Source organism: Hydrogenophaga luteola (genome assembly GCF_042648585.1).
GTDB classification, from domain to species: Bacteria; Pseudomonadota; Gammaproteobacteria; order Burkholderiales; family Burkholderiaceae_C; genus Hydrogenophaga; species Hydrogenophaga luteola.
Window position 1 is genome coordinate 33,245 of sequence record NZ_JBHRXX010000006.1, and the last position, 25,174, is coordinate 58,418.

Sequence of the window (25,174 nt, forward strand, 5' to 3'; positions counted from 1 at the left end):
GGTGCGCAAGCGTTTGCCAAAAGTGGATACGGCGCCATCGGGAATCTCCCTAAAGTGAGCCGCACGCCGCCAGAAGGCGGTGACTTTGCGAGGAGAGAACCCCCATGAACTGGACACAGACACTCAGGTCGCTGCTGCCGCTGGGCGCGGCGCTGGCGTGGCTGGCGGCAACGCCGGCCGCGGGCGCCGCCACTGCGCAGGAGATCATCAACAGCAAGTGCGTCACCTGCCACACCAAGGTGGGCGACCAGGTCAACCGCCTGCAGCAGCGCAAGTCGCCCGAGGGCTGGCTGATGACGGTCACGCGCATGCGCACCATGCACAACGCGCCGCTCTCGCCCGAGGAAGTGCGCACCGTGGTGAAACACCTGGCCGACACCCAGGGCCTGGCGCCATCGGAAACGCAGGGCGCGCGCTTCGCGATGGAACGGCGCCTGAACACCATCGAGCAGCACAAGAACGAGCTGTTCGGCCAGATGTGCGCGCGCTGCCACTCCGGTGCGCGGGTGGAGCTGCAGCGCCGGCCGATGGCCGAGTGGGAGCACCTGGTGCACTTCCACCTGGGCCAGTTCCCGACCACCGAGTACCAGGCCGGTGGCCGCGACCGCGACTGGCTGGGCATCGCGCTGAAAGAGATGGTGCCCTACCTGGCCAAGACCTACCCCTACGAGTCCAAGGCCTGGAACGACTGGAAGGCCAAGGCGCCTGTGAGCCCGGTGGGCACCTGGACGGTGGCCGGCCGCTGGCCCGGCAAGGGCGACTACGCGGGCGTGATGACGGTAGCCGCCGGCAGTGATCCTGACCGCTACACCGTCGGCCTCGACGGCACCTGGGCCGATGGCAGCCCGCTCAAGGGCAGCGGCGCGGCCCTGGTCTACACCGGCTACGAATGGCGCGCCGATCTCGACCTGGGTGGCGTGAAGATGCGCCAGGTGCTGGCGCTGGACGGCGACCGCGCCAGCGGCCGCATGTACGAGCGTGAGCAGGACGCCAGCGGTGGCGACCTCAGCGCCGCCCGGCAGGGCGCGGGCACGGTGGTGCTGGCCGTGCAGCCGGCGCTGATCCGTGCGGGTGAGACCGCTACGCTGCGCATTGTCGGCGCCGGGCTCGATGGCGACGTGAAACTGCCCAAGGGCCTGACGCTCACCGAGACCGTCTCGCGCGATGCGAACCAGCTGGTGCTCAAGGTCGCGGCCGCGAAGTCGGCGGCCAAGGGCGTGAAGACGCTCCAGGTCGGCGCGGCGAGCAGCCCGCTGGCGGTGTTCGACCGCATCGACTATGTGAAGGTGGCGCCCGAGTACGCGGTCGGCCGCATCGGCGGCAACGGCGGTTCGACGCCGGTGGTGCAGGGCCGTTTCGAGGCCATCGCCCATTCGGTGGGCCGCGACGGCAAGAAAGGCACCAAGGACGACTGGGCCATCGGTCCCGTGCCCGCCAAGTGGTCGGTCGAGCCCTTCAACGAGGTGGCCAAGGAAGACCGCGACGCCGAGTTCGCGGGCCTGATGGACGCCGACACCGGCATCTTCACGCCAGCTGGCGCCGGCCCCAACCCGAAACGCCGCATGAGCACCAACAACGCGGGCAACCTGAACGCGGTGGCGACGGTGACCGAAGGCAAGAAGACGCTGACCGGCAAGGGCCATTTCATCGTGACCGTGCAGCGCTGGAACAACCCGCCGCTGCCCTGAGCGCACACCCCAAGGAGCACAGACATGAGTGACATCCTGAGCCTGCGCGAACACAACCTGCACAAGGTGCGGGTGGGCGAGCGCACCATGATGCTGCACATCCCGACCAACGCGCTGTACGGCATCGACGAGATGACCGACACCGTGCTGGAACGGGTGCGCGCCGAATCCCTCTCGGCTGACCAGCTGGTGCAGCAACTGCGCGGCCGGTTCGACGAACAGGACCTGCGCGAGACCGTCGGCGAACTGCTGACGCTGGACCTGCTGAGCGACGGCCGCCCCAAGCCCGCCGCCAAGCCGGTGACGACGGTGGGCAACCTGGCGATCAACACCGTGGTGCTGAACGTCAACACCGGCTGCAACCTCAGCTGCACCTACTGCTACAAGGAGGACCTCGACACGCCCGACAAGGGCCGGCGCATGTCGCTGGAAACCGCCAAGCAGTCGATCGAGCTGATGCTGGCCGAGTCTCCGAACGAAAAGCGCTTCAGTGTGGTGTTCTTCGGCGGCGAGCCGCTGTCGAACATCAAGCTGATCCGCGCGGTGGTGGACTACTGCGAGGAGCGTTTCGCCCAGCTGGGCAAGCAGGTGGACTTCGTCATGACCACCAACGCCACGCTGCTGACCGACGAGATCGTCGACTGGCTGGACGCGCACCGCTTCGGCCTTTCGATCAGCATGGACGGCCCCGAGGCGATCCACGACCGCAACCGGCGCACCGTGGGCGGCAAGGGCACCTACCGCACCGTCAGCGACAAGGCGCGCAAGCTGCTGGCCCGCTACAACGCGCGGCCCGTCGGCGCCCGCGTCACGCTCACCCACGGCACCACCGAGGTCGAGCGCATCTGGGACCATCTGTTCAACGAGCTGGGGTTCGCCGAGGTCGGCTTTGCGCCCGTCACCTCGGGCGACATCGACACCTTCAACCTCTCGGTGGACGAGCTGCACGAGGTCTTCGCCGGCTTCAAGCGGCTGGGCGAGCGCTACCTGAGCGAAGCGCTGCAGGGCCGCACCACCGGCTTTTCCAACCTGCACCAGCTCATCACCGACCTGCACGAAGGCCAGCGCAAGGCGCTGCCCTGCGGCGCGGGGCTGAAGATGCTGGCGGTGGACCACGAAGGTGGCCTCAACCTCTGCCACCGCTTCACCGGCTCCTCGCTGCCGACCTTCGGCGACGTCAAGACCGGCATCGAGAAAGAGGCGCTGGGTGAGTTCCTCGACCAGCGGCTGGACCGCACCGGCACCGGCTGCGAAACCTGCCGCATCCGCAACTTCTGCGCCGGCGGCTGCTACCACGAGAGCTACGCCCGCTACCAGGACCCGATCCACCCGACCTACCACTACTGCGAGCTCATGCGCGACTGGGTGGACTTCGGCATCGGCGTCTACAGCGAAATCATGGCCAAGAACCCGTCCTTCATCGACCGCTTCATCTCACCGCGAAAGGTGCACTGACATGAAACACCTCCAAGCCATCAACCAGAAGGCCCAGCTGCTCGATCAGGCGGCCGAACAGAACCAGGTCGAGGACGTGGTTGCCATGCAGAGCGTGGCCGGCTGCACCGCCACCTTCGACCCCGGCTGGGAGGTCGACGCCTTCGGCGGCGTCGCCTCGCTGTGCCAGCCCATGGAGGCCGACCTCTACGGCTGCGCCGACCCCTGCTGGTGGCCGGCCCAGGTGCCGGACACCATGAACACCTACCCGGACTGGGGCAAACAGACCGCCAGCACCAAGGACGACTGGCGCAAGCTCGGCTCCGTCTTCCCCAACGAGTGACCCGCCACCGGAGAACCCGCATGAACAAGACCTTTGCCCCCGCGTGGCGAGCCCTCGCGCTGGCCACCCTTGCGCCTGCCGCCGTGCACGCCGCACCGCTCAACGCCGACAAGCCTCTGGTTCCGGGTGACGAGTACCTGGTGGTCGGCAACTACCCCGACAACCTGCACGTCGTCGACCTCAAGACCGACAGCCTCTACAAGACCTGCGCCGTGCCCGGCTCGGTCGGCCCCGCCACCCTGGTCATGTCGCCCGACAAGGCCACGGCCTACCTCATCACCAACCGCTTCGACGAGGTGCACGGCATCGCGCTCGACAGCTGCAAGCTGGTGTTCCGCGCCAAGATGTCGCAGAAGCCCGACGAGCGCGCCAAGGCGCTGTTTGCGCTCTCGCTGAGCAACGACAGCAAGCAGCTCTACGTGATCCAGACGCCGACCACGCTCAACCCCGACCACTACCGCGTCGGCCAGCCCCGGCTGGCGGTGTACGACGCGCTGGCCGGCGAGGGCGCCCAACCGCTGCGCACCATGCCCGCGCCGCGCCAGGTCACGGTCATGGCCACCGGCCACGACGGTTCGCTCTACATGGTCGGGCCCGACATCTACAAGTTCGATCCGCAGACCGGTCAGCACACCGTCGCCATCCCCTCGCGCAACTGGAAGCGCCCGCGCTACGCGCCGCCCGACGTGCTCAGCGTCTGGCCGCTGAAGAACGCCGCCGAGGACTTCACCATCCTCTACACCACGGCGAAGTTCAAGGGCAAGACCGACGACCCGGCCACGGCCGACTGGATCTACGGCTACTTCAACATCAACCTCAAGACCGGCAAGACCGAAACGCGCGACTTTGCGCCCTTCACCGAGATCTACTTCACCGGCGTGCGCTCACCCAAGGACCCGAACCTCATGTTCGGTGTGCTCAACCGGCTGGCAAAGTACGACATCAAACAGAAGAAGCTGCTCAAGGCGGCCGAGATCCCGCACTCGCACTACACGGTCTCGATGAACCGGGACGGCAGCAAGGTGTACCTGGGTGGCACCTGGAACAACCTGGCGGTGTACGACGCGGCCGAGCTCAAGCCGCTGAGCACGCTGGCGCTGCCGGGCGGTGACATGGGGGCGGCGGCGCCGCAGACCTTCACGCGCTGAGTCTGCCGCGCGGTCTCCCCGGAGGGGGTGTCCGGTAAGCTTGCCGGCACCCCTTTTCCATTCCCGCGCTCCATGCCCCTGACCCTGCTGCTGGCCCGCCACGGCGAAACCGACCTCAACACCGAAGAGCGCTGGCAAGGCCGCATCGACGCGCCGCTGAACGCCGCCGGCCTGGCGCAGGCGCAGCGCCTGGCCAATGAACTGCCGACGGGCATCGGGGTCATCGTCGCCTCGCCCATGCAGCGCGCGCGCCAGACCGCGGAGCCCGCAGCGGCCCGGTTGGGCCTGCCCATTGCCTTCGACGCCGACTTCCGCGAGCGCGACTTCGGCGTGTTCGACGGCCTCACCGAAGCCGAGGCCGCGGCGCAGTTCCCCGAGCTCGCGGCGCGCAACGCCGCCTACCGCTGGGACCTGGAGCCGCCCGGCGCCGAGCCCACGCGGGATGTGGTCGAGCGCGTGGCGCGCGGCCTGCAGCGCCTGCGCGAGCGGCACGCGGGCCAGACCGTGCTGCTGGTTTCGCACGGCTTCGTGGTGCGCTGCCTGCGCCACCTGATCGACGGAGTCCCCGAAGCCGAGTTCTTCACGGCCGCGCGCATCGCCAACGGCCAGTTCCTGACGAGGACGCTGCCGCCCTAGCGGGCCGCTCCCTCGCCGCGCCTGCGGCGGCGCTGCCCCAGATCCGCGTAGGGCGGGATGTGGACGTGCTGCTCCTGCTTGCGCTTCTTCTTGTCGCTGCCCCAGTCGCAACCGCCCGCGTCACAGCAGTTGAAAACGTCGCACAGGTCCAGGCCCTTGCCCGGCAGAACGTCGAAGTCGCAGCCCAGGTCGCAGTCGCCGCGCTCGCGGGCCGGCGGGCGCCGTGGCGCGAGGCTGTACCGGCGGTGCGCCACCCCGCACAGCGCGGTGCGTCGCTGCAGCAGGCGCCAGCCACCGGCCACGCCGAAGCGGCGGATGGCGCGATAACCGAGCTGCGAACAGCTGCAGCGGCCCGTGTGGACGCGGTACGCACAGGCAAAACCTTTGTGGGGTGAGAGCCAGCGCTGATAGAGGCGGATGGCGCCCAGCGCCGCAGAACGCATCAGATCCATCGGCCCAGTGTAGGGGGCCTCAGAGGTTCTGCGGCAGAGCGTGGGGGTGAGGAAGATCTGGCGCCGGGCCGCCCCAAGCCGGATCAGACCCCTCGGGGGGCAGCGACCCGCGCAGCGGCGGAGCGTGGGGGCTATATCGACAAGGGGTCCACGTCCACCGCGAAACGCAGCAGCCCGCGCGCGCCCGGCACGCTGCGGCCGTCCAGCAGCAGCGGCTGCCAGGCCGCGAGGAAGCGCTGCAGCGCCGCGCGCGAGGCGCTTTCCACCAGCAGCTGCGCGCGTTCGACATTGGCCACGCGCTGGATGGTCAGCGGCACCGCCGGGTAGAGCGTGACCTCGTCGCGGTACGGCAGCCCCTCGGCCGCTTCGGCGGCGGCGTTGAGGAAGGCCTGGGCCGCTTCCTGCGTGCGCGCGTCGGCGCGCAGCAGTGCCTGGGCGCCGAAGGGCGGCATGCCTGCGGCCTCGCGCTCGGCCAGCTGGGCGGCGGCAAAGCCGGGGAAGTCGTATTTGCGCAGGGACGCGAACAGCGCGTGCTCCGGGTGCCTGGTCTGCAACCACATCTCGCTGGCGCCGGCCTGCGCCGCGTCGCGCCCGGCCCGCCCCGCCGCCTGCATCAGCAGCGCAAACAGCCGCTCGGGTGCGCGGTAGTCGCTGGCGAACAGGGCGGCGTCGGCGTTGATGCTGGCCACCAGGGTGATGCGCCGGAAGTCGTGGCCCTTGGCCACCATCTGCGTGCCCACCAGCACATCCACCTCGCCGCTGTGCAGGGCAGCCAGCTGCTGCTCCAGGCTGCCCTTGAGGCGCGTAGTGTCGGCGTCCATGCGCGCGACCTTGGCGGTCTGGCCGTCGGGGCGTTTCACGTCCGAGAGCAGGCCGGCGAGCTGTTCCTCGATCTGTTCTGTGCCGCGCCCCACCGGTGCGATGTCCAGGTTGCCGCAGTCCGGGCAGGACCGCGGCACGCGCGAGCTGAAGCCGCAGTGGTGGCAGCGCAGCGTGCGGTCGAGCTTGTGGAACACGCGGAAGGCACTGCAGTGCGGGCACTGGCTCTTCCAGGCGCAGGCGTCGCACGAGAGCACCGGCGCATAGCCGCGGCGGTTGAGCAGCACCAGGCACTGCTCGCCGCGCGCGATGCGCGCCTCCATCGCCGCCAGCAGCGGCGGCGCGATGCTGGCGCCCTTGGGCTGGTGGTTCATGTCCACCAGGCGCAGCCGGGGCAGGGCGCCGCCGCCGATGCGCGCCGGCATGGCCAGCCGCTTGTAGCGCCCCTGGTCGGCCGCGTGCCAGCTCTCCAGCGAAGGCGTAGCCGAGCCCAGGATCACCTGGCAGCGGCGGCCTGTGCCGGCCAGCGCCTCGCTCTCCACCTTGGCGCGGTACACCGCCAGATCGCGCGCCGAGTAGCGCGCACCGTCCTGGCTCTTGTAGCTCGGGTCGTGTTCTTCGTCGACCACGATCAGGCGCAGGCCGGGCAGGCTGGCGAACACCGCCATGCGCGTGCCCAGCACGATGCGCGCCTGTCCGCTGTGGGCCGCCAGCCAGCTCGCCAGCCGCTGCGCTGGCGTCATGCCGCTGTGCATGGACACCACTGCGCCCTCGCCGTACAGCGGGGCGAAGCGCTCGCGGAAGCGGGCTTCGAGCTGCGGCGTGAGGTTGATCTCCGGCACCATCACCAGCACCTGGGTCGGCGGTTCGCCTTCGGACGCGGCCTGCGCCAGCGCGTCCTCGGTTGCGCGCAGGTAGACCTCGGTCTTGCCGCTGCCGGTGGCGCCGTAGAGCAGCACCGGCTCGGTCGCCGTCGGCAAGGCGGCCAGCACCGCCGCCTGTTCCTCACTGGCCGCAGGCGCCGCCGCCGCGGCGGCCTCGGCCTGGTCCGCTGGCGCCGCGGTCTTGGCCCGGCGCTTGAGCCGCCGCGCCAGCTGCACCGCGTCCAGCTCGCGCAGCTGCGGCGGCAGCGCCGCCAGCGCCACCTCGCCCAGGCTGCGCTGGTAATAGCGCGCCGCAAATGTGACCAGTTGTTGCCAGGCGGCGCTCAGCGGCGCCAGCCCTTCCAGCGCCCCGATCACCGACTTCGCCTGCGCCGGGTCCAACCCCGGCGGCGGTCCGCCCGGCCCGTCCCACACCACGCCCAGTACCTCGCGTGCGCCCAGCGGCACGCGCACCAGCGTTCCCGGCGCGAGCGACAACTCACTTCGGTAACTCAGCGCCGCACCCAGACCGCTGTGGGCCGGGGTCGCAACGACCACGCTGGACCAAGTAGGCATATTTGGCGCTTTTTCCTCAGTTGAACTGTCGAAAAGCCGGGTAAGTCATTGATTTGTCATGGCTTCCACAGCTGTCCAGATTTTCTGTGGATAACTTTGTTGATAGCTGTGTTTTTGCGCTCGGGAGCCCTTGTAAATCAAGGGCTTTCTTAAACTGCCCGGAAAAATGGCAAACCACAAAACTCAATGAAATCAACGGCTTGCGAAACCAACCCCTCCGGGGTAGTGGGTGATGGTGATGCAATGTACCTTCTGCACCGCAGCAAAAAATTTGTGCATAACCAAGGCCTGTCAAGCGCTGTTTTTCAAAAGTATTTGCCGCGGGAGCCTTGACAAGCGACTTTTGACACGCTCCGCTAGGCCCGGCGCGGCTTTCGGGCCGATGGAGACTTAAGACTGCGCGCGCAGGCGTTTGGAATGCGCGTGCACCGCGTCCACCAGCACCTTCACATGCTCCGGCGGCGTGAACTGGCTGATGCCGTGGCCCAGGTTGAAGATGTGCGTCGGGCCGGTGCCCGCGCCTTCGTGCGGGGTGCCGAAGCTCTCCAGCACGGCCGCCACCTCGCGGTCGATCGCCTCGGGCGGCGCGAACAGCACGTTCGGGTCGATGTTGCCCTGCAGCGCTTTGCTGTCCCCCACCAGCGCGCGCGCCGCACCCAGGTTCACCGTCCAGTCCAGGCCCAGGGCCTCGCAGTCCAGGCCCTTCATGTCGGCGAGCCACAGCCCGCCGCCCTTGGTGAAGACGATGCGCGGAACGATGGCGCCCGTGGCGTCGGTGCGCTTGAGCTGCGCCAGCACGCGCTTGGTGTAGGCCAGTGAAAAGTCCTGGAACTTGCCGTCGGCCAGCACGCCGCCCCAGCTGTCGAACACCATCACCGCCTGCGCGCCGGCGTCGATCTGCGCGTTCAGGTAGGCGGCCACGGAATCGGCGTTGATCGCCAGGATGCGGTGCATCAGGTCCGGGCGGCTGTACATCAGGCTCTTGACCGCGCGGTAGTCGTCCGAACCGCCACCCTCGACCATGTAGCAGGCCAGCGTCCAGGGGCTGCCCGAAAAACCGATCAGCGGCACGCGGCCGTTCAGCGCCTTGCGGATGCTGGTCACCGCGTCGAACACGTAGCGCAGCTGGTCCATGTCCGGCACGGCCAGCGTGGCCACGTCGGCGTCGGTGCGGACGTTGCGCGCGAACTTCGGGCCCTCACCCTGCGCGAACGACAAGCCCAGGCCCATCGCGTCCGGCACGGTCAGGATGTCACTGAACAGAATCGCTGCGTCCAGCGCGTAGCGCTCCAGCGGCTGCAGCGTCACCTCGGTGGCGTAGTCCACATTGGTGGCCAGCCCCATGAACGAACCCGCCTTGGCGCGCGTGGCGCAGTACTCGGGCAGGTAGCGCCCGGCCTGGCGCATCAGCCACACCGGCGTGTGGTCGGTGGACTGGCGCAGGCAGGCGCGCAGGAAGGTGTCGTTCTGCAGGGGGGCAAAGCTCATGGGGGTGTCCGGGTCGGGCTGCGGGAGGAAGCGGCGATTATCCCGCGCGGGCCTGGCGGTCACCCGTTTGCCACCGTCTGCCGCCACAATGCGGCCCATCCGATCAACCTGCACCCGGAGCTGGCTCATGACACGCCACCGCTGGCCGTTGGCCACCGTCGTCGCCCTGGCCCTGCTGCCCGCCAGCGCCAGCGCCATGGACACACCATCCAACATGGGCCCCGAGGCGACGAGCGACAGCGCCGCACCCGCAGACCCGCTGCGCTCCGCGCGCGACGCGATTGCCGCGCAGCAATGGTCCAAGGCGCTGGACCTGCTCAAGGCCCAGCTGCCCAGCCTCAGCCGCAACGCCGACCTGCACAACCTGCTGGGCTTTGCCTACCGCAAGCAGGCCCGGCCCGACCTCGAAAAAGCCTTCGAGCATTACCGCCTGGCGCTGGATATCGACCCCGGCCACCGCGGCGCCCACGAGTACATCGGCGAGGCCTACCTCATGAAGAAGCAACCCGCCAAGGCGCGCGAACACCTGCAGGCGCTGCAGCGCCTGTGCGGCGGCACCGCGTGTGAGGAATACCAGGACCTGGCGAAGGCGCTGGCGGCGTACCGGGACTGACTTCGCTCATGCTGCCCAGTAGCATGAGTGCATGGCGGTGACGGCAACCTCTTTCACGCACAGGCGCAATGACTTGCGCAGGCGAGCGGAACAACGGGCCACACCATTGCGGGTTTGCCCGATTCATCCATGCCGTGAATGGCAAAGACGTTCTTTGCCAGATCGATGCCAACAGATACGAGGGCCATGGACTTCCCCTTCCAACAAACGAGCGAGTCGATGAGACAATGAGAGTTCGTGCCTCCCCTCGGGGCGCCTGGATGACGTCCCCCGCACATGCACGGATCACTCGGGATGGGGGGTTCCCATTCATTCGTTAGGCGGGACTGCGATGACAATTTTTGAAGCAATCGTGCTGGGCGTAAGGCGATGGTGGTGGCTGCTGATTGGTTCTATCGGAGTGTGGGCCGTGGACCATTGGCAGGGTCAATCAAGAGAGGTTCCGGAGTTGGTGGGCAGGTTTTTGGGGAGCCTTGGAGTCTTCGTCGTGGCCGTTGGCGTCACCGCTGTGAGGGTGCGTCGCGTCTCCAAACGCCACGATTTGGATGAGGACTGAGTTTTTGCCTCCAAATTACTCACATATGGACTCCCCCTCAACGGCAACGGACTGACCGATTGGGGACCGCGGGGTAAAGCACCTGCAGTCGCACATCCGGCATATGGAGTGGAATCGTCAATGTTCCGTGCCGACAATCGAGCGAGACCTCCGCCGGCTTGGCACTTGGCCCCTGGGGCGCTTCAGGTCATCATTCGCCTCTCGGGCCAAGCACCTTCCCGGCTACAGCCCCTCAGTTCAAACGTTGGGTGTGACTCATGCTTCGCACTGCCCGAGTGTTCCTGGCAATGGCGGTGGCAGCCGCGGTGGCCCTCGCGTGGGGTTATTGGCACTCGAGCAGGCACGCGGACCTGCTGCTCCAGGTCGACGACTACGCCTTGAGCACGGCTCAATCTGCCTATGGCTCACCTCACGAAGTGAGCCTCTTGTTTCGCGATCGCTCGAACAAGCCGCTGGCTGTCGCACGCTCTGTGGAGCCGGAGGGTTACATCCTGGCCGTACACCCGGATGGGGCAGTCGGAAATTGCCTGCCACCCCCCGGAGCCCCTCCCTCACAACCCACTCAGGAGCAGTACCTGACCTGCTATCAGCGCTTCTCCCAGTGGGCGGCGACCTGGGCTCCCCTCGTCCATAGCGCCGACGTCTCGGTGGGCCCCTGCAGGCTGGCGGAGGCCCCCGTGGAGGTTCGGCGTTCAAACGACGAGTGGCTGCTGTGGTGGGTGCCGCTCCCACATGTGGGGGGCATGCCCAGGCATGCTTTTCAGCTTCTCGATCCCCATCAACAGCCGCTCGTGTACCGCAGGCAGGGGTGCCTTCCCGGCAGCGGCCAATTAGCGCAACGTCAGGCCTCGCAACCCTTGCCAGCGGAGTCCTCAGTGAATCAAGCGCTCGAACGCCTCGCCACCAGGCTCGCACTGAATGAGCCTGACAACGAGCGCCTGCGCCTGGAGTTTGGCTACGCCTGCGTGCTTCGGGTGAGGCACTTCATCGAAGAGCCCGCGGTGGCTGACTGCCTGTTCGGTCTGGGTCAATTTCTCAGTGGTTCCATTGGTCGGCCTCACCTGGAAGCACTCGCAACTCAAGCCTTTCGCTTGGCCAATCAACACCAAGGGTCCAGGTCCATCGATGGTGCCGGTCACGCCGCTGTATCCGCCACATACGCCGTTGCCAATGCATTGGCGGGCAAGAAGACATTGCAGGCGGCCGAGTACGCCGCTTACGCCATGGTCTACGGCCAAGGTGGCTATGGTGCCGTGACGGACCGGGAGTCCTTCGAACCGGAGTTCGCTTGGCAGGCGGAGTGCCTGGCATTGCTCGCAGGGCAAGCGGTCCGCAAAGAGCGCGACGCCTGACTCTTCCCTGCACGCGGCTGGCAGGCAGCCGTCCTCGCAGTCCACTCCGCGCCGTGGACGGCAAAGACCTGGTCAGTGCAGCGTCTCGACCACGGGAAACGCATACTCCCGCCCGACCAGCGCGCGTGCGCCGAGGTAGGCGTTCCGCAGACGTTCGGTCAGTTCATCCATTTGCACTTCGCCGCTGGCGTCGCACGGGATGGCGATTCCGCGGCCGGGGTCGAACAGCGAGGCAAACCGCAGCTGATGCGCCGGTGCGTTGAGTTGAGTCATCATGACGTACCCCAATTCCGGGCGACGACGTCCAGTCGCTGAACCAGAACGGCTCTGATCTGGCCCATGTGCCTTCGGTCGCCCTGCGAAGGCACACCTGCATCTTCGGCACATCCGCGCCACCCAAAAGGGCGAAATGACGTTCAAAAGCGGGGGTATCGTCACCTTTTCACGTGCAAGTACCGTTGTCGAAAAGAGGCCGCACCGTTCGTCGTGTTCTGACAACCACTCATAGGAGCAAGCGATGGCCACCGATGCAAGCGTCAAGGGCCCAGCCTCGTACTTTCCTTCCATCGAGAAGAAGTACGGCCAGCCCATCGATCACTGGATGACAATCCTCGCCCAGGCGGGCGACCGCAAGCACATGGAACTGGTGGCGCTGCTCAAGGCCGACCACGCCATGGGCCATGGGCACGCCAACGCGCTGGTGGCCTGGCATCTGGCCAAAAGGTAGCCGCGCGTGGTGGCAGGACAACTTGTTGCAGGTCTCTTCAATGGCCTTTGTATTTCACTGCTGCTTGCTGCCGCTTCCGTGCCTGCGTGCAGTCCTGGCACCGCATCGCCCGCCCCTGGGCCGGTGCTGGAACTCACGCATTCCGGGGCCTGGAGCTGGTTTCAGGATCCACGTGCGATCCATGTCTCGGGCCGAAGAAACCGCACCTACGCCGGATGGGTGACGAGAGACGGAAGGCTTCAGGTCGGCGCCTATGACCACGCGACGGGCGAGCTGGAGCGGGTCACCATCAAGGAACAGTGGGAGATTGACGACCACAACAACAACTCGTTCCTGGTGCTTCCTGACAACCGCATCATGATCTTCTATGCGGAGCACAACAGAACCGGGTTGTATGCTCGAATCACCTCAAACCCTGAAGACATCAGTCAGTGGGGCGAGGAAATTGTTGTTTCCGCAGCGCATGGGATCACTTACAGCCAGCCGGTGTATTTGAGTGATGAGAAAAGGTTTTATGTCTTCTGGCGAGGAGAGAGTTGGAAGCCCACGTTCTCTACCTCGACGGATGGGGTGGTGTGGAGCGCCTCCAGGGTTCTTCTTCAGGACCGTGGGCGTGAAGACAGGAGTGTGCGTCCCTATCTGAAGCTGGTTTCGGATGGTCAGTCCGCCATTCATTTCGCATTTACAGATGCCCATCCTGCCAACGAAGAACAGAACTCCATCTACTACTTGAAGTACCGCGGTGGCAGTTTTTATAAGGCCGATGGTGCTGTCGTGGGTTCTATGGACAGGCTGCCGATACAGCATCGTGACTCTGATCTTGTCTACGATGCCAGGTCACGCAAGGTTCGCGGGTGGGTCTGGGATATCGCTCTGTCGGACAAGGGGGCGCCGGTGATTGCCTACACGCGCCTGCCCCGCCCTGCGGACCACCGCTACCACTACGCGCATTGGGACGGACTGGCCTGGCGGGATGAGGAGATCACGCCGGGCGGGCCGTGGTTTCCACAAACGCCATCGAATGTGACAGAGCGCGAGCCCTACTATTCAGGGGGTATCGTGATCGATCACCAGAATCCATCTGTTGTGTATCTTTCGAGGCCGGTCAACGGGGTCTTCGAAATTGAAAGATGGACGGTCTCGGGCTCGGGGCGGCGCTGGTCGTCATCGGCCATCACCAAGGGGTCGAAGCAACACAATGTGCGGCCGGTGGTCCCGCGCGGGAATGGTCGCAGTGCTGCAGCGATCTTCTGGATGAGTGGCGGGTATGTTCATTACACGGAGTTCGATACCCGTATCCTGATGCGCAGTCTGCTGCCCGCCGCCACAGCGCCAGATGCTGCCGATGTGCGCGTCTTGTTGCCTTGAATGGCCGTGATCCGTCGAGAATCCACCCGTCAGATCTTTGGAGACCGTCCATGCTGAAAGCCTACCGCGGCAGTTGCCACTGCGGTGCCGTGACCTTCGAGGCCGACCTGGACCTCACACAGAGTTCCTACCGTTGCAACTGCTCGATCTGCCGGCGCACGCGCTTCTGGCCGGCGGTGGCGCGGGCGGACGGGTTCCGGCTGCTCACAGGCGAGTCGGAGCTCACGCAGTACCTGTTCAACACCCGCAAGAACCAGCACTGGTTCTGCCGGGTGTGCGGCGTGCAGGCCTATGGCGTGGGCACCGACACGCCGATCGGTTTGATGGTGGACGTCAACCTGGGGTGTCTGGAGGATGTGACGGACGAAGAGCTGTCGCGCATCCCCGTCACCTGCATCGACGGGCTGAACGACCGCTTTGCCCCGCCGGTGCATGCGGCCCACTTCTGAAGCCATGCCCACCGAAATCGAACGCAAATTCCTCGTCACCGGCACCGCCTGGCGCACCCCCGACGGTCAGCGCATCGTGCAGGGCTACCTCAACCGCGACAAGGCGCGCACGGTGCGGGTGCGCATCGCCGGGCCGCAGGCCTTCCTGACCATCAAGGGCGCGACGACCGGGGCCACCCGCGCGGAGTTCGAGTACCGGGTCCCGCTGGCCGACGCCGATGCGCTGCTGGGCCTGTGCGACGGGCCGCTGATCGACAAGGTGCGCTACCGGGTGGCTTTTGGCGGCCTGGTGTGGGAGGTGGACGAGTTCCTGGGCGACAACGCGGGGCTGGTGGTGGCCGAGGTGGAGCTGGCGAGCGAGGACCAGGCCGTGGATCTGCCCCCGTGGGTGGGCGACGAGGTGACTCACGATCACCGCTACTTCAACTCCAATCTGGCCTCACACCCGTTCAGCCAATGGCGCGATGGGGCTGGCGCCAGCGACTGAAAGGGACCGAGCCATGCCCATCGAACTGCCCAAGGACCAGCGCGCCCAGGCGATCCAGTCCATCGAGCGCTACTTCCGCGAACACATGGACGAGCCCATTGGCAACATCGCCGCGGGCGGCCTGCTCGGTTTCTTCCTCGAAGAGATCGGCCCGGTGGTCTACAACAAGGCCGTGGCCGATGTGCAGGAGCGGCTGCAGCAGCGGGTGTCGGAAGTGGACCTGGAGGTCCACGAGGACGAGTTCGCCTACTGGCGCAAGTACGAGCGCGGCGCCCGCGGGAAGAAGTGAGCGCCGTGGGCGGGGCTCAGGCCGCGCTCTTGTACTTGATGCTGCAGCCGTAGGCCTGGCTGGTGGCGACGCTGATCGGCCGGCCGGCCAGCAGCTCGGTCAACCCCTGGCGCACGTAGTTGGTGGCCTTCTGGATGTCGGATTCGCGGGCGGAGGGGATGCTGTCGATGCCGCCCGCGTAGACCAGCATCCCCTGGGCGTTGACGATGTACATGTGCGGTGTAACGCGGGCGCCGAAGGAGGCGCCGGCCTTGCCGTCCGGGTCCATCAGCGTGGCCGTGGGGCTGGCGCCCTTGTCGCGCATCCAGCGCGCCAGCTTCTCGGGTTCCATGTAGTCACCGCTCTGGGTTTCGGTCGAGTTCACCGCCAGCCAGACCACACCCTTCTGCGTGAAGTCCTTCTGCAGCGACTGCATGTTGCCGTTGTAGTGCTTGCGCACGAAGGGGCAGCCCGGGTTGTTCCACTCCAGCACCACGGTCTTGCCCTTGAATTGCGACAGGCTGACGGCCTGCCCGGAGGTGTCGGTGAGGCGGAAGTCGGGCACCGGCTGGCCGACTGCGGCGGCGGCCTGGGCCAGGCGGGGCAGCAGGGCGGCGGAGCCCAGGGCGGCGAGGCTGGTGAGGAAGGGGCGTCGTTGCATTGTTAATCTCCGGTCGGTGATTGAAACGGCGACGCTGCGGGGTCAGAGCCCTTGCAGCACGGTACGAACCTCCCCCACGCTCAGCACTTCGGTCAGCACCACGGGTGGCTGGCCGTTCTTGTAGATCGCGTACACCGGCACCCCATTGCGACCGAGCTGCGCCAGCGCGGCGGTCACGGCCGGGTCGCGGCGCGTCCAGTCGGCGCGCAGCAGGGCGACGTTTTTCGCAGCCATGTCCTGCAGCAGACCTTCGTCGGCCAGGGCGTTGCGCTTGTTGAACTGGCAGGTGACGCACCAGGCGGCGGTGAAGTCGACGAACACCGGTCGGCCCTCGGCCTGCAGCGCGCTCAGTTTCTCGGCGCTCCAGGGCTGCCAGCTCACGCCCTGCACACCGGTTTCTGCCACGGTGGCCGGGCCGCTCTCTTGCAGCCGGGTCACGTTCGGGCCGACGGCCACACCCAACCAGACCAGCGCCGCAGCCGACAGGCCGCCCAGCACCACGCGCCCCTTGCCCGAGAGGCCGAGCGACCAGACCAGCAACGCCATCGCCAGCAGCAGCATCAGCAGCGCGGCGGCGCCGTCGATGCCGCTCTGCTGTCCCAGCACCCAGAGCAGCCAGACCACGGTGGCGAACATCGGGAAGGCCATGAACTGGCGGAAGCGTTCCATCCAGGCGCCGGGCCGCGGCAGCGCGCGCGCGATGACGGGCCACCAGCTCGCGGCCAGGTAGGGCAGGGCCATGCCCAGGCCGAGCACGCCGAACACCGCCAGCGCCTGGGCGGCGGGCAGCGTGGCGGCCAGGCCGAGCGAGGCGCCCATGAAGGGGGCGGTGCAGGGCGAAGCGACGGCGACCGCGAGCACGCCAGTCAGGAACGCGTCGGCGGTCGGGTTCTTCGCCTGCAGGCTGGCCAGGCCGGACGGCAGCACATGGCCGAACTGAAACAGGCCGGCGAGGTTCAGGCCGATCAGCGTGAACAGCACCGCCAGCCCGGCGACCACGGCTGGGCTCTGCAGCTGGAAGCCCCAGCCCAGCTGTTCGCCGGCCGCGCGCAGCGCCAGCAGCAGGCCGCCCAGCGCGAGGAAGGACACCACCACCCCGGCGGTGTAGGCCAGGCCCGACCGGCGGTGGGCGGCGCGATCATCCGCGTGTTTCGCGAACGCCAGCACCTTGATCGCCAGCACCGGGAAGACGCAGGGCATGAGGTTGAGGATCAGGCCACCGATCAGCGCGCCCAGCAGCGCAGCGCCCAGCGTCAGCGTCGAGGCGCCGGCCGCCGGTGCGGCCGCGGCGCGCGCGGCGTTGGCGTCCAGCGCCGCCTGCAGCGCGGGCGAGACGCCGGCCGCTGGCAGGGCCGCCACCGGCGGCCAGGTGCCCTTCACCGGTACGGTCATTCGCACGCCGGCCAGGCCCGGGCCCTCGCCGGGCGCGTCGGCCTGCGCCACCACCAGGGCGACCTCGGCGGGGCTGTCCCCGCGTTGCGCCGACAGGGGAATCTTCGCCGTCCAGCGCGCGCCGTCCCAGGCCTGGGTCCAGGGCGCGCCGGGGTCAATCAGGCCGGTGGGCTCGGGGTAGAACTCCAGCTTCTGGCCCTTCCAGGCGGCGGGCAGGGCGTCGAGCGAGACATTGAGGAACCCGGCCTCGGGCGTCAGCGCGCTGGCGGCGGCGGCCTGGTCCTTGGGGGCTGCGCTGAACGCGGCGTCGAAGGCGGCGCCGTTCAGCCCGGTCGAGCCCATGACCGGGATGCGCAGAGAAAACGAGCCCTCTTCCGGGATGCACTCCTTGCGGCAGACCAGCCACGCCGCCTGCAGCTTCACGTCCAGCTGCTGGCCCTGGAAGTCGGGCGACACGGTCAGCGGCACCGGAAGCAGCACCGTGCCGTTGTAGCCGTAGTTGGCCAGTGGGCCGATGGGGAACTTGCGCGGTGTCGGCCAGGCGATCTCGCCGGCGGTCACACCGGGCGGCAGGGTCCATTGCAAATCGGTCGGCAGACCCGAATCACCCGAGTTCTTCCAGTAGGTGTGCCACTCGGGTGCGTGGGTCAGCTGCAGTCCGACCCAGACCTTCGCGCCGGGGGCGGCGCCTTCGGGCGCGTGCGCCATCAGTTCGGCGCGCACCTGGTCGGTCTTGACCACGGTGGCGTCGCCGCCGAGCAGGTTCTGTGCGAAGCCTGCCAGGGGCAGCAGCAGGAGGGCGAGGAGGGTGGGCAGGAAACGCATGGGGAGTGGGGTGGAAGGGCGCCGAGGTAGGAGGGAGCCGGGCGCGCCAAGTTCCTCAGGGGGTGCGGCAGCGGCCGGCAAATGTTACAACCCGGGCGTTGACCTCACGGGAGATGCGCCATGGGATCGATGCTGGAGCGGGCACTGCAGAGCTGGGCCGAGCGGGTGCGGCGCGAAGCCAATGTGCCGGTGCGCCTGCGCTGGGGGACGGACGGTGCGTCGACGGTGGCGCTGGGTGAGGCGCCGACGGTCGAGATCAGGGTACACGGGGCGGCGGCCTGGCCACTGCTGATCGAACCCGGGCTGGACACCTTGGGCCAGGCCTATGTCGAAGGGCTGGTCGATGTGGACGGGCGACTGTCCGACATCGTCGAGGTGGCCCACGGGCTGGCGGCCAGCGCCCAGCCGACCAGCGGACTGCTGGGTCGCATCCGCCGCCGCTTCGGTCACACACGCGAGAGCGACAGCGAGGCGATCCAGTACCACTACGACGTCTCCAACGACTTCTACCGCCCCTGGCTGGGCGAGGGCATGGTCTATTCGTGCGCCTATTTCGAGCAGGGCGACGAGACGCTGGACCAGGCGCAGGAGAAGAAGATCGACCACATCCTGCGCAAGATCCGCCTGGCGCCAGGCCAGCGCCTGCTGGACATCGGCTGCGGCTGGGGCGCGCTGGTGCTGCGGGCGGCGCAGCGCTTCGGCGCGCGCTGCGTGGGCGTGACGCTGTCGCGGAACCAGTTCGAGCTGGCGACCGAACGGGTGCGGGCGGCCGGGCTGCAGGACCGGGTCCAGATCCGGCTGCAGGACTACCGCGACGTGGCCGACGGCCCGTTCGATCGCATCACCAGCGTGGGCATGTTCGAACACGTGGGGCTGGACCACCTGGCGGCGTACTTCGGCCGCATCCGCGAGCTGCTCAAGCCCGACGGCTGGGCCATGAACCACGGCATCACCAGCACCGACGCGCACGACGGCGAGACGCGCCACGGCGGAGGCCAGTTCATCCACCGCTACGTGTTCCCGCGCGGCGAGCTGCCGCACATCGGCACCGTGCTGCGCACGCTGCAGGAAGGCGGGCTGGAGGCGCTGGACGTGGAGAACCTGCGCCGCCACTACCAGCGCACCACCCAGCTCTGGAGCGAGGCCTTCGAGGCGCACGCGGCGCAGGTCCGCCCGCTGGTGGACGAGAAGCGCTGGCGCATCTGGCGCATCTACCTGGCCGGTTGCACCTGGGCCTTCGAGCACGACGAGGTCGCCATCTACCAGGTGCTGTGTCGGCCGGCGGGGCTCTCGGCGCAGGGCCTGCCCTGGTCGCGGCACTGGATGTACCCGTGAAACGGGCGGGCCTACACTCCGGCACATGAACGCCCCGATCCGCTTCTGGTCCGACCTGTCCACCGCCGACTTCGCCGCACTGAACCGCGAGCGCGCCATCGCGGTGCTGCCTGTGGCCGCGACCGAACAGCACGGGCCGCACCTGCCGCTGTCGGTGGACACCGACATCGTGAACGGCGTGGTGGCCGCAGCGCTGCCGCACCTCGCGCGCGACCTGCCGGCGCTGTTCCTGCCAACGCAGACCGTCGGTTTTTCTCCCGAGCACACGCGGTTTGCCGGCACCCTCACGTTCAAGGCCGAGACGCTGGTCCGCGTCTGGACCGAAATCGGCGAGGGAGTGGCCGCCAGCGGCGTGAAAAAGCTGGTGCTGCTCAACAGCCACGGCGGCCAGGTGGGCGCGCTGGACCTGGTGGCGCGCGACCTGCGGGCGCGGCTCTCGATGCTGGTCTACAGCGTCAACTGGTTCGGCCTGCCGCTTCTGGACGCCCAGGGGCAGGACGTGAATGCGCTGTTCAGCGCCGACGAACACCGCTTCGGCATCCATGCCGGCGAGATCGAGACCTCGATGATGCTGGCGCTGCGGCCAGAGCGCGTGCGCATGGACCGGGCCGAGTACTTCCGATCCAGCTCGCAGGACCGCGCCGAGCGCTTTGCCACGCTGGGCAACGGCCGCAGCGCCAAGCTCGGCTGGATGATGCAGGACTACAACGCCAATGGCGCGGTGGGCAACGCCGCGGCGGCCACGGCGGAGAAGGGGCGTGCGCTGCTGGACGCGGCCGGCCGGGCGCTGGCCCAGGCGTTGGCGGAGATCGACCAACTGCCGCCCGACACCCTGCGCGAGCAGACCGCCTTTTCCTAGTGTCCAGAACGCACCGTGGAACCGGCTTTGCCGGGCCACTGGTGTGGTCCCCCTGGGGGGAAGACGCGAAGCGGCGCAGGGGGGTTACGCGTACGTGATCCAGTCGCGAAGCTCGATGCTGTCCAGGTGCGGCAGCGTGTTGTAGGTCAGCAGGTGGTGGCGCTTGGGGTTGAACTGGAACTCGGTCACCGCGCTGTTGCGGATGCGCATGTTCAGGTCGATGGTGGCGTCCGGGCTCAGTCCCAGCACATGGCCAACGGCGGTCGCGATCGGCCCGCCGCTGGAGACCAGCAGCACGTTCTGCCCCGCGTGGTGCGCGCGCACATGCTCCAGCGCGCTGGTCACGCCGTGCACGAAGTCGGTGTAGCGGGGCATGCCGTCGGGGCTGATGGTGCCGGCCATCCACTGCCGCAGGCCGTCGCGCAGCAGGCGAAAGTGCGCCTTGTAGCCCTCGGGGCTGTGCGGGTCGCCCAGCGAGGTCTCGCCCCGGCCGGGCAGGATGGCGCGGATCACCGCCCCGCTGTCGTATTCGTTGAGCCCCGGCCATTCCAGCGGCGACAGCTCCAGCCCCGCGCCGCGCGCGATGCCGGCCCAGGTCTGGGCGTGGCGGCGCAGCGTGCCGGTGATCACTGCATCGAAGCGCAGCCCGCGTTCGGCCCAGTAGCGGCCCAGGCGCTCGCTCTGGCGCTGGCCCAGGTCGCTGAGCTGGTCGTAGTCGGCGGCTCCGAAAGAGGCCTGGCCGTGGCGCACGAGGTAGAGGGTTCCCATGGGGCGGGATTCTGTTCGCAGCCCGCGCCAGGTCTTTGTCCCCGCAGCGACTGCGGGTCGCGCAGACGCCACGCCGGTCGGCTCAAGCCGGAAATGGCGGCCATTTCCGTTCGTTTTGACACGAACCTTGAGCCTCCGGTCGTGCTTCAATGAGCGCCATGTCTGTCCCGTCAATGGCTCATGTTGCCTGACCTGCCCACGCTCCTGCTCGTGCGGCTGGGCGTGGACGCCCTCATCGCCGTGGCCTTCTGGGGCCAGATGCGCCGCTATCCCGGCATCGGAGGTCCGGGATGGTGGTCGCTCGGTGCGGTGCTGAGCATTGTCGGTTCGCTGTTGATGATGGCGCGCATTGGTGGCGGCAACGCGTTCGCGGCCGGGCTGGCCGGCGTCATGCTGTTTGGCTCCCACGCCTGCGCGTGGATCGGCCTGCGCGCCTACCTCCGGATGACCATGCCCTGGCGGACGCTGACTGCTCTGCTGGCGCTGCAACTGGTGCTGCAGGTGGGCCTGGCGATGCGCGGGGATGATCCCTCGGGCCACCAGATGGTCTATGCCCTGACCATGGTCGTGCTGGCGGCGCTGGTGCTGTACGACCTGTTGCACGAGCGTACCCCGGGCCTCGCGCCGGAGTACCGGGCCTTGGCCCTGCTCACGGCGTTCGAGCTGGCGCTGCTGCTCGCGGTCTCGGGCTGGGTGGTGTTCGCGAGCCGGGCGCTGGACAGTGTCGCGGCCGGTTTCATCCTTGTGTTCCTGATGACCAAGTTCCTGCGCGTGCTGCTGTTCAGCGCACTGGTCTCGCTGCGCTTGCGGCAGGAGGCCGACCAGGCCCGTCTGGCCATGGCAGAGCGGGCTGCCGATTCGCGCGCGCTGGTGAGCAATCTGGGGGCAGGCGTGGTGGTGTTCGAGGCCGATCAGCACATCGTCTCAGCCAATCGTGCGGCGCGGCGCTTCTTCGGCTGGCCCGGTGATAGCGACGACCCCGGTTCCCTTCCGCAGATACCGGACTGGCAGCTGCTCGGCGAGAATGGGGCGCGCATGCCGCGACATGAAATACCGTTCGAGCGCGTGCTGGCCAGCGGCCAGCCGGTCAGCGACGTGGTGGCCGGCATCCGCACCGGTGACACGGGCGAGCTGCGCTGGGCGCTGTGCAACGCCTATCCGGAGAACGACGCCATCGGCGGCCTGCGCCATGTGGTGTTCACCTTTGTCGACATCACGGCGCTGCGCCAGATGCAGCAGCAGCAGCGCGCTCTGGAGCAACAGCTGGCGCAGTCGCAGAAGATGGAGGCGCTGGGCACGCTGGCCGGTGGCGTGGCGCACGACTTCAACAACATCCTGGCCGCGATCCTGGGCAATGCCGACCTGGCGCGCCAGGACCTGGCGCCAAGCAACCCGGCGCGCCAGAGCCTGCACGAGATCAGCAGTGCGGCGCGGCGCGGGCGCGAGCTGGTGCGCCAGATCCTGGCTTTCAGTCGCCAGCAGCCGCTGGCGCGCACGCCGGTCTGCCCCGACACCATCGTCACCGAAACCTGCAGTCTGCTGCGGACCGCCATCGGCTCCAACGTCCAGCTGGTCAAGGAGGTGGCGCCGAACGGCCACGCCATCCTGGCCGACCCGACCCGGCTGGGGCAGGTGCTGCTCAACCTGGGGACCAACGCCGTGCACGCGCTGCAGGGGCGGGCGGGCCGGATCGGTTTCCGGATCGACGCCGTCGGGCTGGACGACCCGGCGCTGCCGCCGGCGCTGCAGGAGCCTTGCCGGCGCGGCGGCGCGGGCGCGGTCCGCATCGTCGTGAGCGACGACGGTTGCGGCATGAACGACGCCACGCGCGCGCGCATCTTCGAGCCCTTCTTCACCACCAAGGGCGTGGGCCAGGGCACGGGGTTGGGGCTGCCGATGGTGCTCGGCATTGTCGAGGCCCACGGTGGCGCGATCACGGTCGACAGCCGCCTGGGCGAAGGCACCACCTTCACCCTGTATTTCCCGGCCATCACCGACAAACCGCCGGCACCCGAAACGGCACCGGAAGTGGTCTTCTCTGATGGCGGCACAATGGCCCCCATTCCCAGCGACGAGCCGTCGCCGCCCGCCGCCACCATTTCAGTGGAGTCCCCAGCCATGTCCGAAGAATCCAGCGCCGCCCCCGCCCACATCCTGTATCTGGACGATGACGACACCCTGGTGTTCCTGGTGCGCCGTCTGCTGGAGCGCCGCGGCTACAAGGTCACGGCGGTCTGCGACCAGCAGGAGGCGATCGATGCGGTGCGCGCCCAGCCGCAGGGCTTCCAGCTGCTGATGACGGACTACAACATGCCCGGCATGTCGGGCATCGACGTGGCGCGCGAGGTGCTGTCTATCAACCCCGCCCTGCCGGTGGCGGTGGCCTCGGGCTACATCAGCGATGAGCTGCAGGCCGAAGCGGCCGCGGTGGGCGTCACCGAGGTGGTGTTCAAGACCGACGCGGTGGAGGCGTTCTGCGAGGTCGTGGCACGGTTGGTGTCCCCCCCGCGCCCCGCCTGACGGCGGGTCACCCCCCAGGGGGCGATGCGAGTGGCCCGGCGAAGCCGGTTCCACCGCATCCTTGCATCAGGCACGTGCGCCGGACAGAACCTTGGCGAACTGTTCGCTGTCCACGTTGCCGCCGCTGAGGCTGAGGCCGACGTTCAGGCCTCTCAGCGTTTCTTTTTCCTGCATCGCGGCTGCGAAAGCGGCGGCGCCGGCGCCTTCGGCGACGTTGTGGGTATCGGCGAATAGGGCGCGCATGGCCTGGGCGACCTCGTCGTCCGTCACCTTCACGATGTGGTCCAGCGCCGGTGCGAGGATCGCCAGCGCTTCGGCGTCGGCCACGCGGCAGGCCATGCCGTCGGCCAGCTGCGTGGTCACCGGCGCTTCCACCACCTGCCCAGCCGCGACGGAGTCGGCGTAGGTGGTGGCGTGCGCGCTGACCACGCCGACGATGCGCGCGCGGTGGCCCAGGGCCTGTTTCGCGGCGATGGCCGAACACGCGCCCGAACCCTGACCAATGGGCACATAGACCACGTCGACCTGCGGCGCCGCCTTGAAGAATTCCCACCAGTAGGTGCTCACGCCGCGCAGCAGGTCGCGGTGGAAGCTGGGCACCATGTGGGCACCGCGTTCGGCCGCCAGCCGCATCGCGTGCTCGCGGCTTTCCTGGAAGTCGTCGCCGTGTTCGATCAGGTCGACGCCGAGCGCGCGCATGGCCGCGTTCTTCTCCACCGAGTTGCCGCGCGGCACGACGATGGTGCAGCGCACGCCGTGTTCGCGCGCCGCCCAGCCGATGCTCTGGCCGTGGTTGCCGCGCGTGGCGCTGATCACCTCGCGCGGCCACTCGCCGCGCTGTTGCAGCTGGTCGAAATAGGTCAGCCCGCCCCGGATCTTGAAGGCGCCCACTGGCGTGTGGTTCTCGTGCTTGAGCCAGCAGCCGGTGCCCAGCCGTTCGCTCAGCAGGCCCCAGCGGTACTGCGGCGTGGGCGGGAAGCTGCGGTAGACGACCTGGGCGGCGGCTTCGATGTCGGCCAGCGTGGGCAGGGTCGTCGTCATGGCGGGCTCAGGCATAGGGGGTGCCGTCCTTGTGCAGAAATCTCCACTGTCCATCGTGCTGCTCGGCCTTCAGGTCGTCGTCCGGGTAGTGCCCCTCGTCGCCGGGCGTCCTGTCACCGACCTCCAGATAGAGCACGTCTTCGTCGCTGTCGTTGGTCAGCCGGTGGGCATCGCCCGTGCCGGCCTTGAAACCGGCGCAGTCGCCCGGTTGCAGCACCTGGGACCCTGCGTTCGTGTGCAGGGTGGGGGTGCCGGCCAGCACGTAGATGAATTCGTCCTGCCGGGTGTGTGCATGCCGCAGGCTGGACGCGGCGCCGGGTCGCAGTGTGGTGAGGTTGACGCCGAAGTTCGTCAGGCCGAACCGCTCACCCAGGGCGCGCTTCTCGCGGCCTGCCATGCGCGAGGCGAAAGGCTCGGGGTAGACCGAGGGCTTGCTGCGCACCGGAACCTCGCGGGCGGCCACGGCCGCCGGGGTGCCGGAGTTCTCTGTGTCGCTCATGAACCAC

Annotated in this window: 25 protein-coding genes; 15 read left to right on the forward strand and 10 right to left on the reverse strand. The window is 68.1% G+C overall.

Annotation, left to right across the window (positions count from 1 at the left end; all coding sequences use genetic code 11):
• The first annotated feature begins 104 nt into the window (after nt 1–104).
• From peaA to ACFOPI_RS14505, 5 genes are all read left to right on the forward strand, one after another.
• On the forward strand, nt 105–1,688 hold the full coding sequence (gene peaA / locus ACFOPI_RS14485; RefSeq protein WP_382175032.1) for a quinohemoprotein amine dehydrogenase subunit alpha: 1,584 nt from the start codon (nt 105–107) through the stop codon (nt 1,686–1,688).
• Nucleotides 1,689–1,712: 24 nt separating this feature from the next.
• Complete coding sequence (gene peaB / locus ACFOPI_RS14490; protein WP_382175035.1) at nt 1,713–3,143, forward strand: quinohemoprotein amine dehydrogenase maturation protein; 1,431 nt, start codon at nt 1,713–1,715, stop codon at nt 3,141–3,143.
• A 1-nt stretch (nt 3,144) separates the two neighbouring features.
• Nucleotides 3,145–3,465 carry a quinohemoprotein amine dehydrogenase subunit gamma gene (qhpC, locus tag ACFOPI_RS14495; RefSeq protein WP_068176082.1) on the forward strand — a complete coding sequence of 107 codons (321 nt, stop codon included), beginning with the start codon at nt 3,145–3,147 and terminating at the stop codon, nt 3,463–3,465.
• 20 nt (nt 3,466–3,485) lie between these two features.
• On the forward strand, nt 3,486–4,613 hold the full coding sequence (peaD, locus tag ACFOPI_RS14500; RefSeq protein WP_382175039.1) for a quinohemoprotein amine dehydrogenase subunit beta: 1,128 nt from the start codon (nt 3,486–3,488) through the stop codon (nt 4,611–4,613).
• Nucleotides 4,614–4,685: 72 nt separating this feature from the next.
• Complete coding sequence (locus ACFOPI_RS14505; protein ID WP_382175042.1) at nt 4,686–5,249, forward strand: histidine phosphatase family protein; 564 nt, start codon at nt 4,686–4,688, stop codon at nt 5,247–5,249.
• On the opposite strand, the gene yidD is transcribed toward ACFOPI_RS14505, so the two are convergent.
• From yidD to hemE, 3 genes are all read right to left on the reverse strand, one after another.
• Nucleotides 5,246–5,701, reverse strand: coding sequence for a membrane protein insertion efficiency factor YidD (gene yidD / locus ACFOPI_RS14510; protein WP_382175045.1), 456 nt, complete (start codon nt 5,699–5,701; stop codon nt 5,246–5,248). The genes ACFOPI_RS14505 and yidD overlap by 4 nt on opposite strands.
• Nucleotides 5,702–5,832: 131 nt before the next feature.
• On the reverse strand, nt 5,833–7,959 hold the full coding sequence (priA, locus tag ACFOPI_RS14515; RefSeq protein ID WP_382175048.1) for a replication restart helicase PriA: 2,127 nt from the start codon (nt 7,957–7,959) through the stop codon (nt 5,833–5,835).
• Nucleotides 7,960–8,349: 390 nt separating this feature from the next.
• Nucleotides 8,350–9,447 (reverse strand): uroporphyrinogen decarboxylase, encoded by a 1,098-nt coding sequence (gene hemE, locus ACFOPI_RS14520; protein WP_382175051.1) that lies wholly within the window; start codon nt 9,445–9,447, stop codon nt 8,350–8,352.
• A gap of 127 nt (nt 9,448–9,574) precedes the next feature.
• Between hemE and ACFOPI_RS14525 the strand changes: the two genes are divergently transcribed.
• Nucleotides 9,575–10,060, forward strand: a complete 486-nt coding sequence (locus ACFOPI_RS14525; protein ID WP_382175054.1) for a tetratricopeptide repeat protein — start codon at nt 9,575–9,577, stop codon at nt 10,058–10,060.
• 53 nt (nt 10,061–10,113) lie between these two features.
• Here the strand turns inward: ACFOPI_RS14525 and ACFOPI_RS14530 are convergent, their stop codons facing one another.
• Nucleotides 10,114–10,248 carry a hypothetical protein gene (locus tag ACFOPI_RS14530; RefSeq protein WP_382175127.1) on the reverse strand — a complete coding sequence of 45 codons (135 nt, stop codon included), beginning with the start codon at nt 10,246–10,248 and terminating at the stop codon, nt 10,114–10,116.
• A gap of 1,243 nt (nt 10,249–11,491) precedes the next feature.
• Between ACFOPI_RS14530 and ACFOPI_RS14535 the strand changes: the two genes are divergently transcribed.
• The gene (locus tag ACFOPI_RS14535) at nt 11,492–11,968 is read left to right on the forward strand and encodes a hypothetical protein (RefSeq protein ID WP_382175056.1); all 477 of its coding nucleotides are present in this window, start codon (nt 11,492–11,494) and stop codon (nt 11,966–11,968) included.
• A gap of 72 nt (nt 11,969–12,040) precedes the next feature.
• Here the strand turns inward: ACFOPI_RS14535 and ACFOPI_RS14540 are convergent, their stop codons facing one another.
• Entirely contained in the window at nt 12,041–12,244 is a 204-nt protein-coding gene (locus ACFOPI_RS14540; protein WP_382175058.1) for a hypothetical protein, read from the reverse strand.
• Between the two features lie 241 nt (nt 12,245–12,485).
• On the opposite strand from ACFOPI_RS14540, the gene ACFOPI_RS14545 reads away from it, so the two are divergent.
• From ACFOPI_RS14545 to ACFOPI_RS14565, 5 genes are all read left to right on the forward strand, one after another.
• Entirely contained in the window at nt 12,486–12,695 is a 210-nt protein-coding gene (locus tag ACFOPI_RS14545) for a DUF4287 domain-containing protein (protein WP_382175061.1), read from the forward strand.
• Nucleotides 12,696–12,818: 123 nt separating this feature from the next.
• Nucleotides 12,819–14,063: a BNR-4 repeat-containing protein gene (locus ACFOPI_RS14550; RefSeq protein WP_382175064.1), complete on the forward strand. Its 1,245-nt coding sequence runs from the start codon at nt 12,819–12,821 to the stop codon at nt 14,061–14,063.
• 50 nt (nt 14,064–14,113) lie between these two features.
• Nucleotides 14,114–14,512 carry a GFA family protein gene (locus ACFOPI_RS14555; protein ID WP_382175067.1) on the forward strand — a complete coding sequence of 133 codons (399 nt, stop codon included), beginning with the start codon at nt 14,114–14,116 and terminating at the stop codon, nt 14,510–14,512.
• Between the two features lie 4 nt (nt 14,513–14,516).
• Complete coding sequence (locus ACFOPI_RS14560; protein ID WP_382175070.1) at nt 14,517–14,999, forward strand: CYTH domain-containing protein; 483 nt, start codon at nt 14,517–14,519, stop codon at nt 14,997–14,999.
• A gap of 13 nt (nt 15,000–15,012) precedes the next feature.
• Entirely contained in the window at nt 15,013–15,288 is a 276-nt protein-coding gene (locus ACFOPI_RS14565) for a DUF2164 domain-containing protein (protein ID WP_382175073.1), read from the forward strand.
• A gap of 16 nt (nt 15,289–15,304) precedes the next feature.
• On the opposite strand, the gene ACFOPI_RS14570 is transcribed toward ACFOPI_RS14565, so the two are convergent.
• Nucleotides 15,305–15,928 carry a thioredoxin family protein gene (locus ACFOPI_RS14570; protein WP_382175076.1) on the reverse strand — a complete coding sequence of 208 codons (624 nt, stop codon included), beginning with the start codon at nt 15,926–15,928 and terminating at the stop codon, nt 15,305–15,307.
• Nucleotides 15,929–15,970: 42 nt separating this feature from the next.
• Complete coding sequence (locus tag ACFOPI_RS14575; protein ID WP_382175079.1) at nt 15,971–18,145, reverse strand: protein-disulfide reductase DsbD family protein; 2,175 nt, start codon at nt 18,143–18,145, stop codon at nt 15,971–15,973.
• A 120-nt stretch (nt 18,146–18,265) separates the two neighbouring features.
• Here ACFOPI_RS14575 and ACFOPI_RS14580 point away from each other — a divergent pair, with 120 nt between their 5' ends.
• Nucleotides 18,266–19,480: a class I SAM-dependent methyltransferase gene (locus ACFOPI_RS14580; protein WP_382175082.1), complete on the forward strand. Its 1,215-nt coding sequence runs from the start codon at nt 18,266–18,268 to the stop codon at nt 19,478–19,480.
• Between the two features lie 25 nt (nt 19,481–19,505).
• Complete coding sequence (locus ACFOPI_RS14585) at nt 19,506–20,339, forward strand: creatininase family protein (RefSeq protein ID WP_382175085.1); 834 nt, start codon at nt 19,506–19,508, stop codon at nt 20,337–20,339.
• 84 nt (nt 20,340–20,423) lie between these two features.
• Here the strand turns inward: ACFOPI_RS14585 and ACFOPI_RS14590 are convergent, their stop codons facing one another.
• A complete protein-coding gene (locus ACFOPI_RS14590; protein ID WP_382175088.1) occupies nt 20,424–21,107 on the reverse strand; it encodes a histidine phosphatase family protein in 684 nt (227 codons plus the stop codon).
• 180 nt (nt 21,108–21,287) lie between these two features.
• Here ACFOPI_RS14590 and ACFOPI_RS14595 point away from each other — a divergent pair, with 180 nt between their 5' ends.
• Nucleotides 21,288–23,627: a hybrid sensor histidine kinase/response regulator gene (locus ACFOPI_RS14595; protein WP_382175091.1), complete on the forward strand. Its 2,340-nt coding sequence runs from the start codon at nt 21,288–21,290 to the stop codon at nt 23,625–23,627.
• Nucleotides 23,628–23,693: 66 nt separating this feature from the next.
• On the opposite strand, the gene ACFOPI_RS14600 is transcribed toward ACFOPI_RS14595, so the two are convergent.
• Both ACFOPI_RS14600 and ACFOPI_RS14605 read right to left on the reverse strand, forming a co-directional pair.
• Nucleotides 23,694–24,668 (reverse strand): threonine dehydratase, encoded by a 975-nt coding sequence (locus tag ACFOPI_RS14600; protein ID WP_382175094.1) that lies wholly within the window; start codon nt 24,666–24,668, stop codon nt 23,694–23,696.
• 7 nt (nt 24,669–24,675) lie between these two features.
• Nucleotides 24,676–25,167: a cupin domain-containing protein gene (locus ACFOPI_RS14605; RefSeq protein WP_382175097.1), complete on the reverse strand. Its 492-nt coding sequence runs from the start codon at nt 25,165–25,167 to the stop codon at nt 24,676–24,678.
• Nucleotides 25,168–25,174: the final 7 nt, after the last annotated feature.

Bases quoted from the DNA above. Each gene is read 5' to 3' on its own strand.
- peaA (WP_382175032.1), top strand. From the start codon at position 105: ATGAACTGGACACAGACACTCAGGTCGCTGCTGCCGCTGGGCGCGGCG.
- peaB (WP_382175035.1), top strand. From the start codon at position 1,713: ATGAGTGACATCCTGAGCCTGCGCGAACACAACCTGCACAAGGTGCGG.
- qhpC (WP_068176082.1), top strand. From the start codon at position 3,145: ATGAAACACCTCCAAGCCATCAACCAGAAGGCCCAGCTGCTCGATCAG.
- peaD (WP_382175039.1), top strand. From the start codon at position 3,486: ATGAACAAGACCTTTGCCCCCGCGTGGCGAGCCCTCGCGCTGGCCACC.
- ACFOPI_RS14505 (WP_382175042.1), top strand. From the start codon at position 4,686: ATGCCCCTGACCCTGCTGCTGGCCCGCCACGGCGAAACCGACCTCAAC.
- yidD (WP_382175045.1), bottom strand. From the start codon at position 5,701: ATGGATCTGATGCGTTCTGCGGCGCTGGGCGCCATCCGCCTCTATCAG.
- priA (WP_382175048.1), bottom strand. From the start codon at position 7,959: ATGCCTACTTGGTCCAGCGTGGTCGTTGCGACCCCGGCCCACAGCGGT.
- hemE (WP_382175051.1), bottom strand. From the start codon at position 9,447: ATGAGCTTTGCCCCCCTGCAGAACGACACCTTCCTGCGCGCCTGCCTG.
- ACFOPI_RS14525 (WP_382175054.1), top strand. From the start codon at position 9,575: ATGACACGCCACCGCTGGCCGTTGGCCACCGTCGTCGCCCTGGCCCTG.
- ACFOPI_RS14530 (WP_382175127.1), bottom strand. From the start codon at position 10,248: ATGGCCCTCGTATCTGTTGGCATCGATCTGGCAAAGAACGTCTTTGCC.
- ACFOPI_RS14540 (WP_382175058.1), bottom strand. From the start codon at position 12,244: ATGATGACTCAACTCAACGCACCGGCGCATCAGCTGCGGTTTGCCTCG.
- ACFOPI_RS14545 (WP_382175061.1), top strand. From the start codon at position 12,486: ATGGCCACCGATGCAAGCGTCAAGGGCCCAGCCTCGTACTTTCCTTCC.
- ACFOPI_RS14555 (WP_382175067.1), top strand. From the start codon at position 14,114: ATGCTGAAAGCCTACCGCGGCAGTTGCCACTGCGGTGCCGTGACCTTC.
- ACFOPI_RS14560 (WP_382175070.1), top strand. From the start codon at position 14,517: ATGCCCACCGAAATCGAACGCAAATTCCTCGTCACCGGCACCGCCTGG.
- ACFOPI_RS14565 (WP_382175073.1), top strand. From the start codon at position 15,013: ATGCCCATCGAACTGCCCAAGGACCAGCGCGCCCAGGCGATCCAGTCC.
- ACFOPI_RS14570 (WP_382175076.1), bottom strand. From the start codon at position 15,928: ATGCAACGACGCCCCTTCCTCACCAGCCTCGCCGCCCTGGGCTCCGCC.
- ACFOPI_RS14575 (WP_382175079.1), bottom strand. From the start codon at position 18,145: ATGCGTTTCCTGCCCACCCTCCTCGCCCTCCTGCTGCTGCCCCTGGCA.
- ACFOPI_RS14580 (WP_382175082.1), top strand. From the start codon at position 18,266: ATGGGATCGATGCTGGAGCGGGCACTGCAGAGCTGGGCCGAGCGGGTG.
- ACFOPI_RS14585 (WP_382175085.1), top strand. From the start codon at position 19,506: ATGAACGCCCCGATCCGCTTCTGGTCCGACCTGTCCACCGCCGACTTC.
- ACFOPI_RS14590 (WP_382175088.1), bottom strand. From the start codon at position 21,107: ATGGGAACCCTCTACCTCGTGCGCCACGGCCAGGCCTCTTTCGGAGCC.
- ACFOPI_RS14595 (WP_382175091.1), top strand. From the start codon at position 21,288: ATGTTGCCTGACCTGCCCACGCTCCTGCTCGTGCGGCTGGGCGTGGAC.
- ACFOPI_RS14600 (WP_382175094.1), bottom strand. From the start codon at position 24,668: ATGACGACGACCCTGCCCACGCTGGCCGACATCGAAGCCGCCGCCCAG.
- ACFOPI_RS14605 (WP_382175097.1), bottom strand. From the start codon at position 25,167: ATGAGCGACACAGAGAACTCCGGCACCCCGGCGGCCGTGGCCGCCCGC.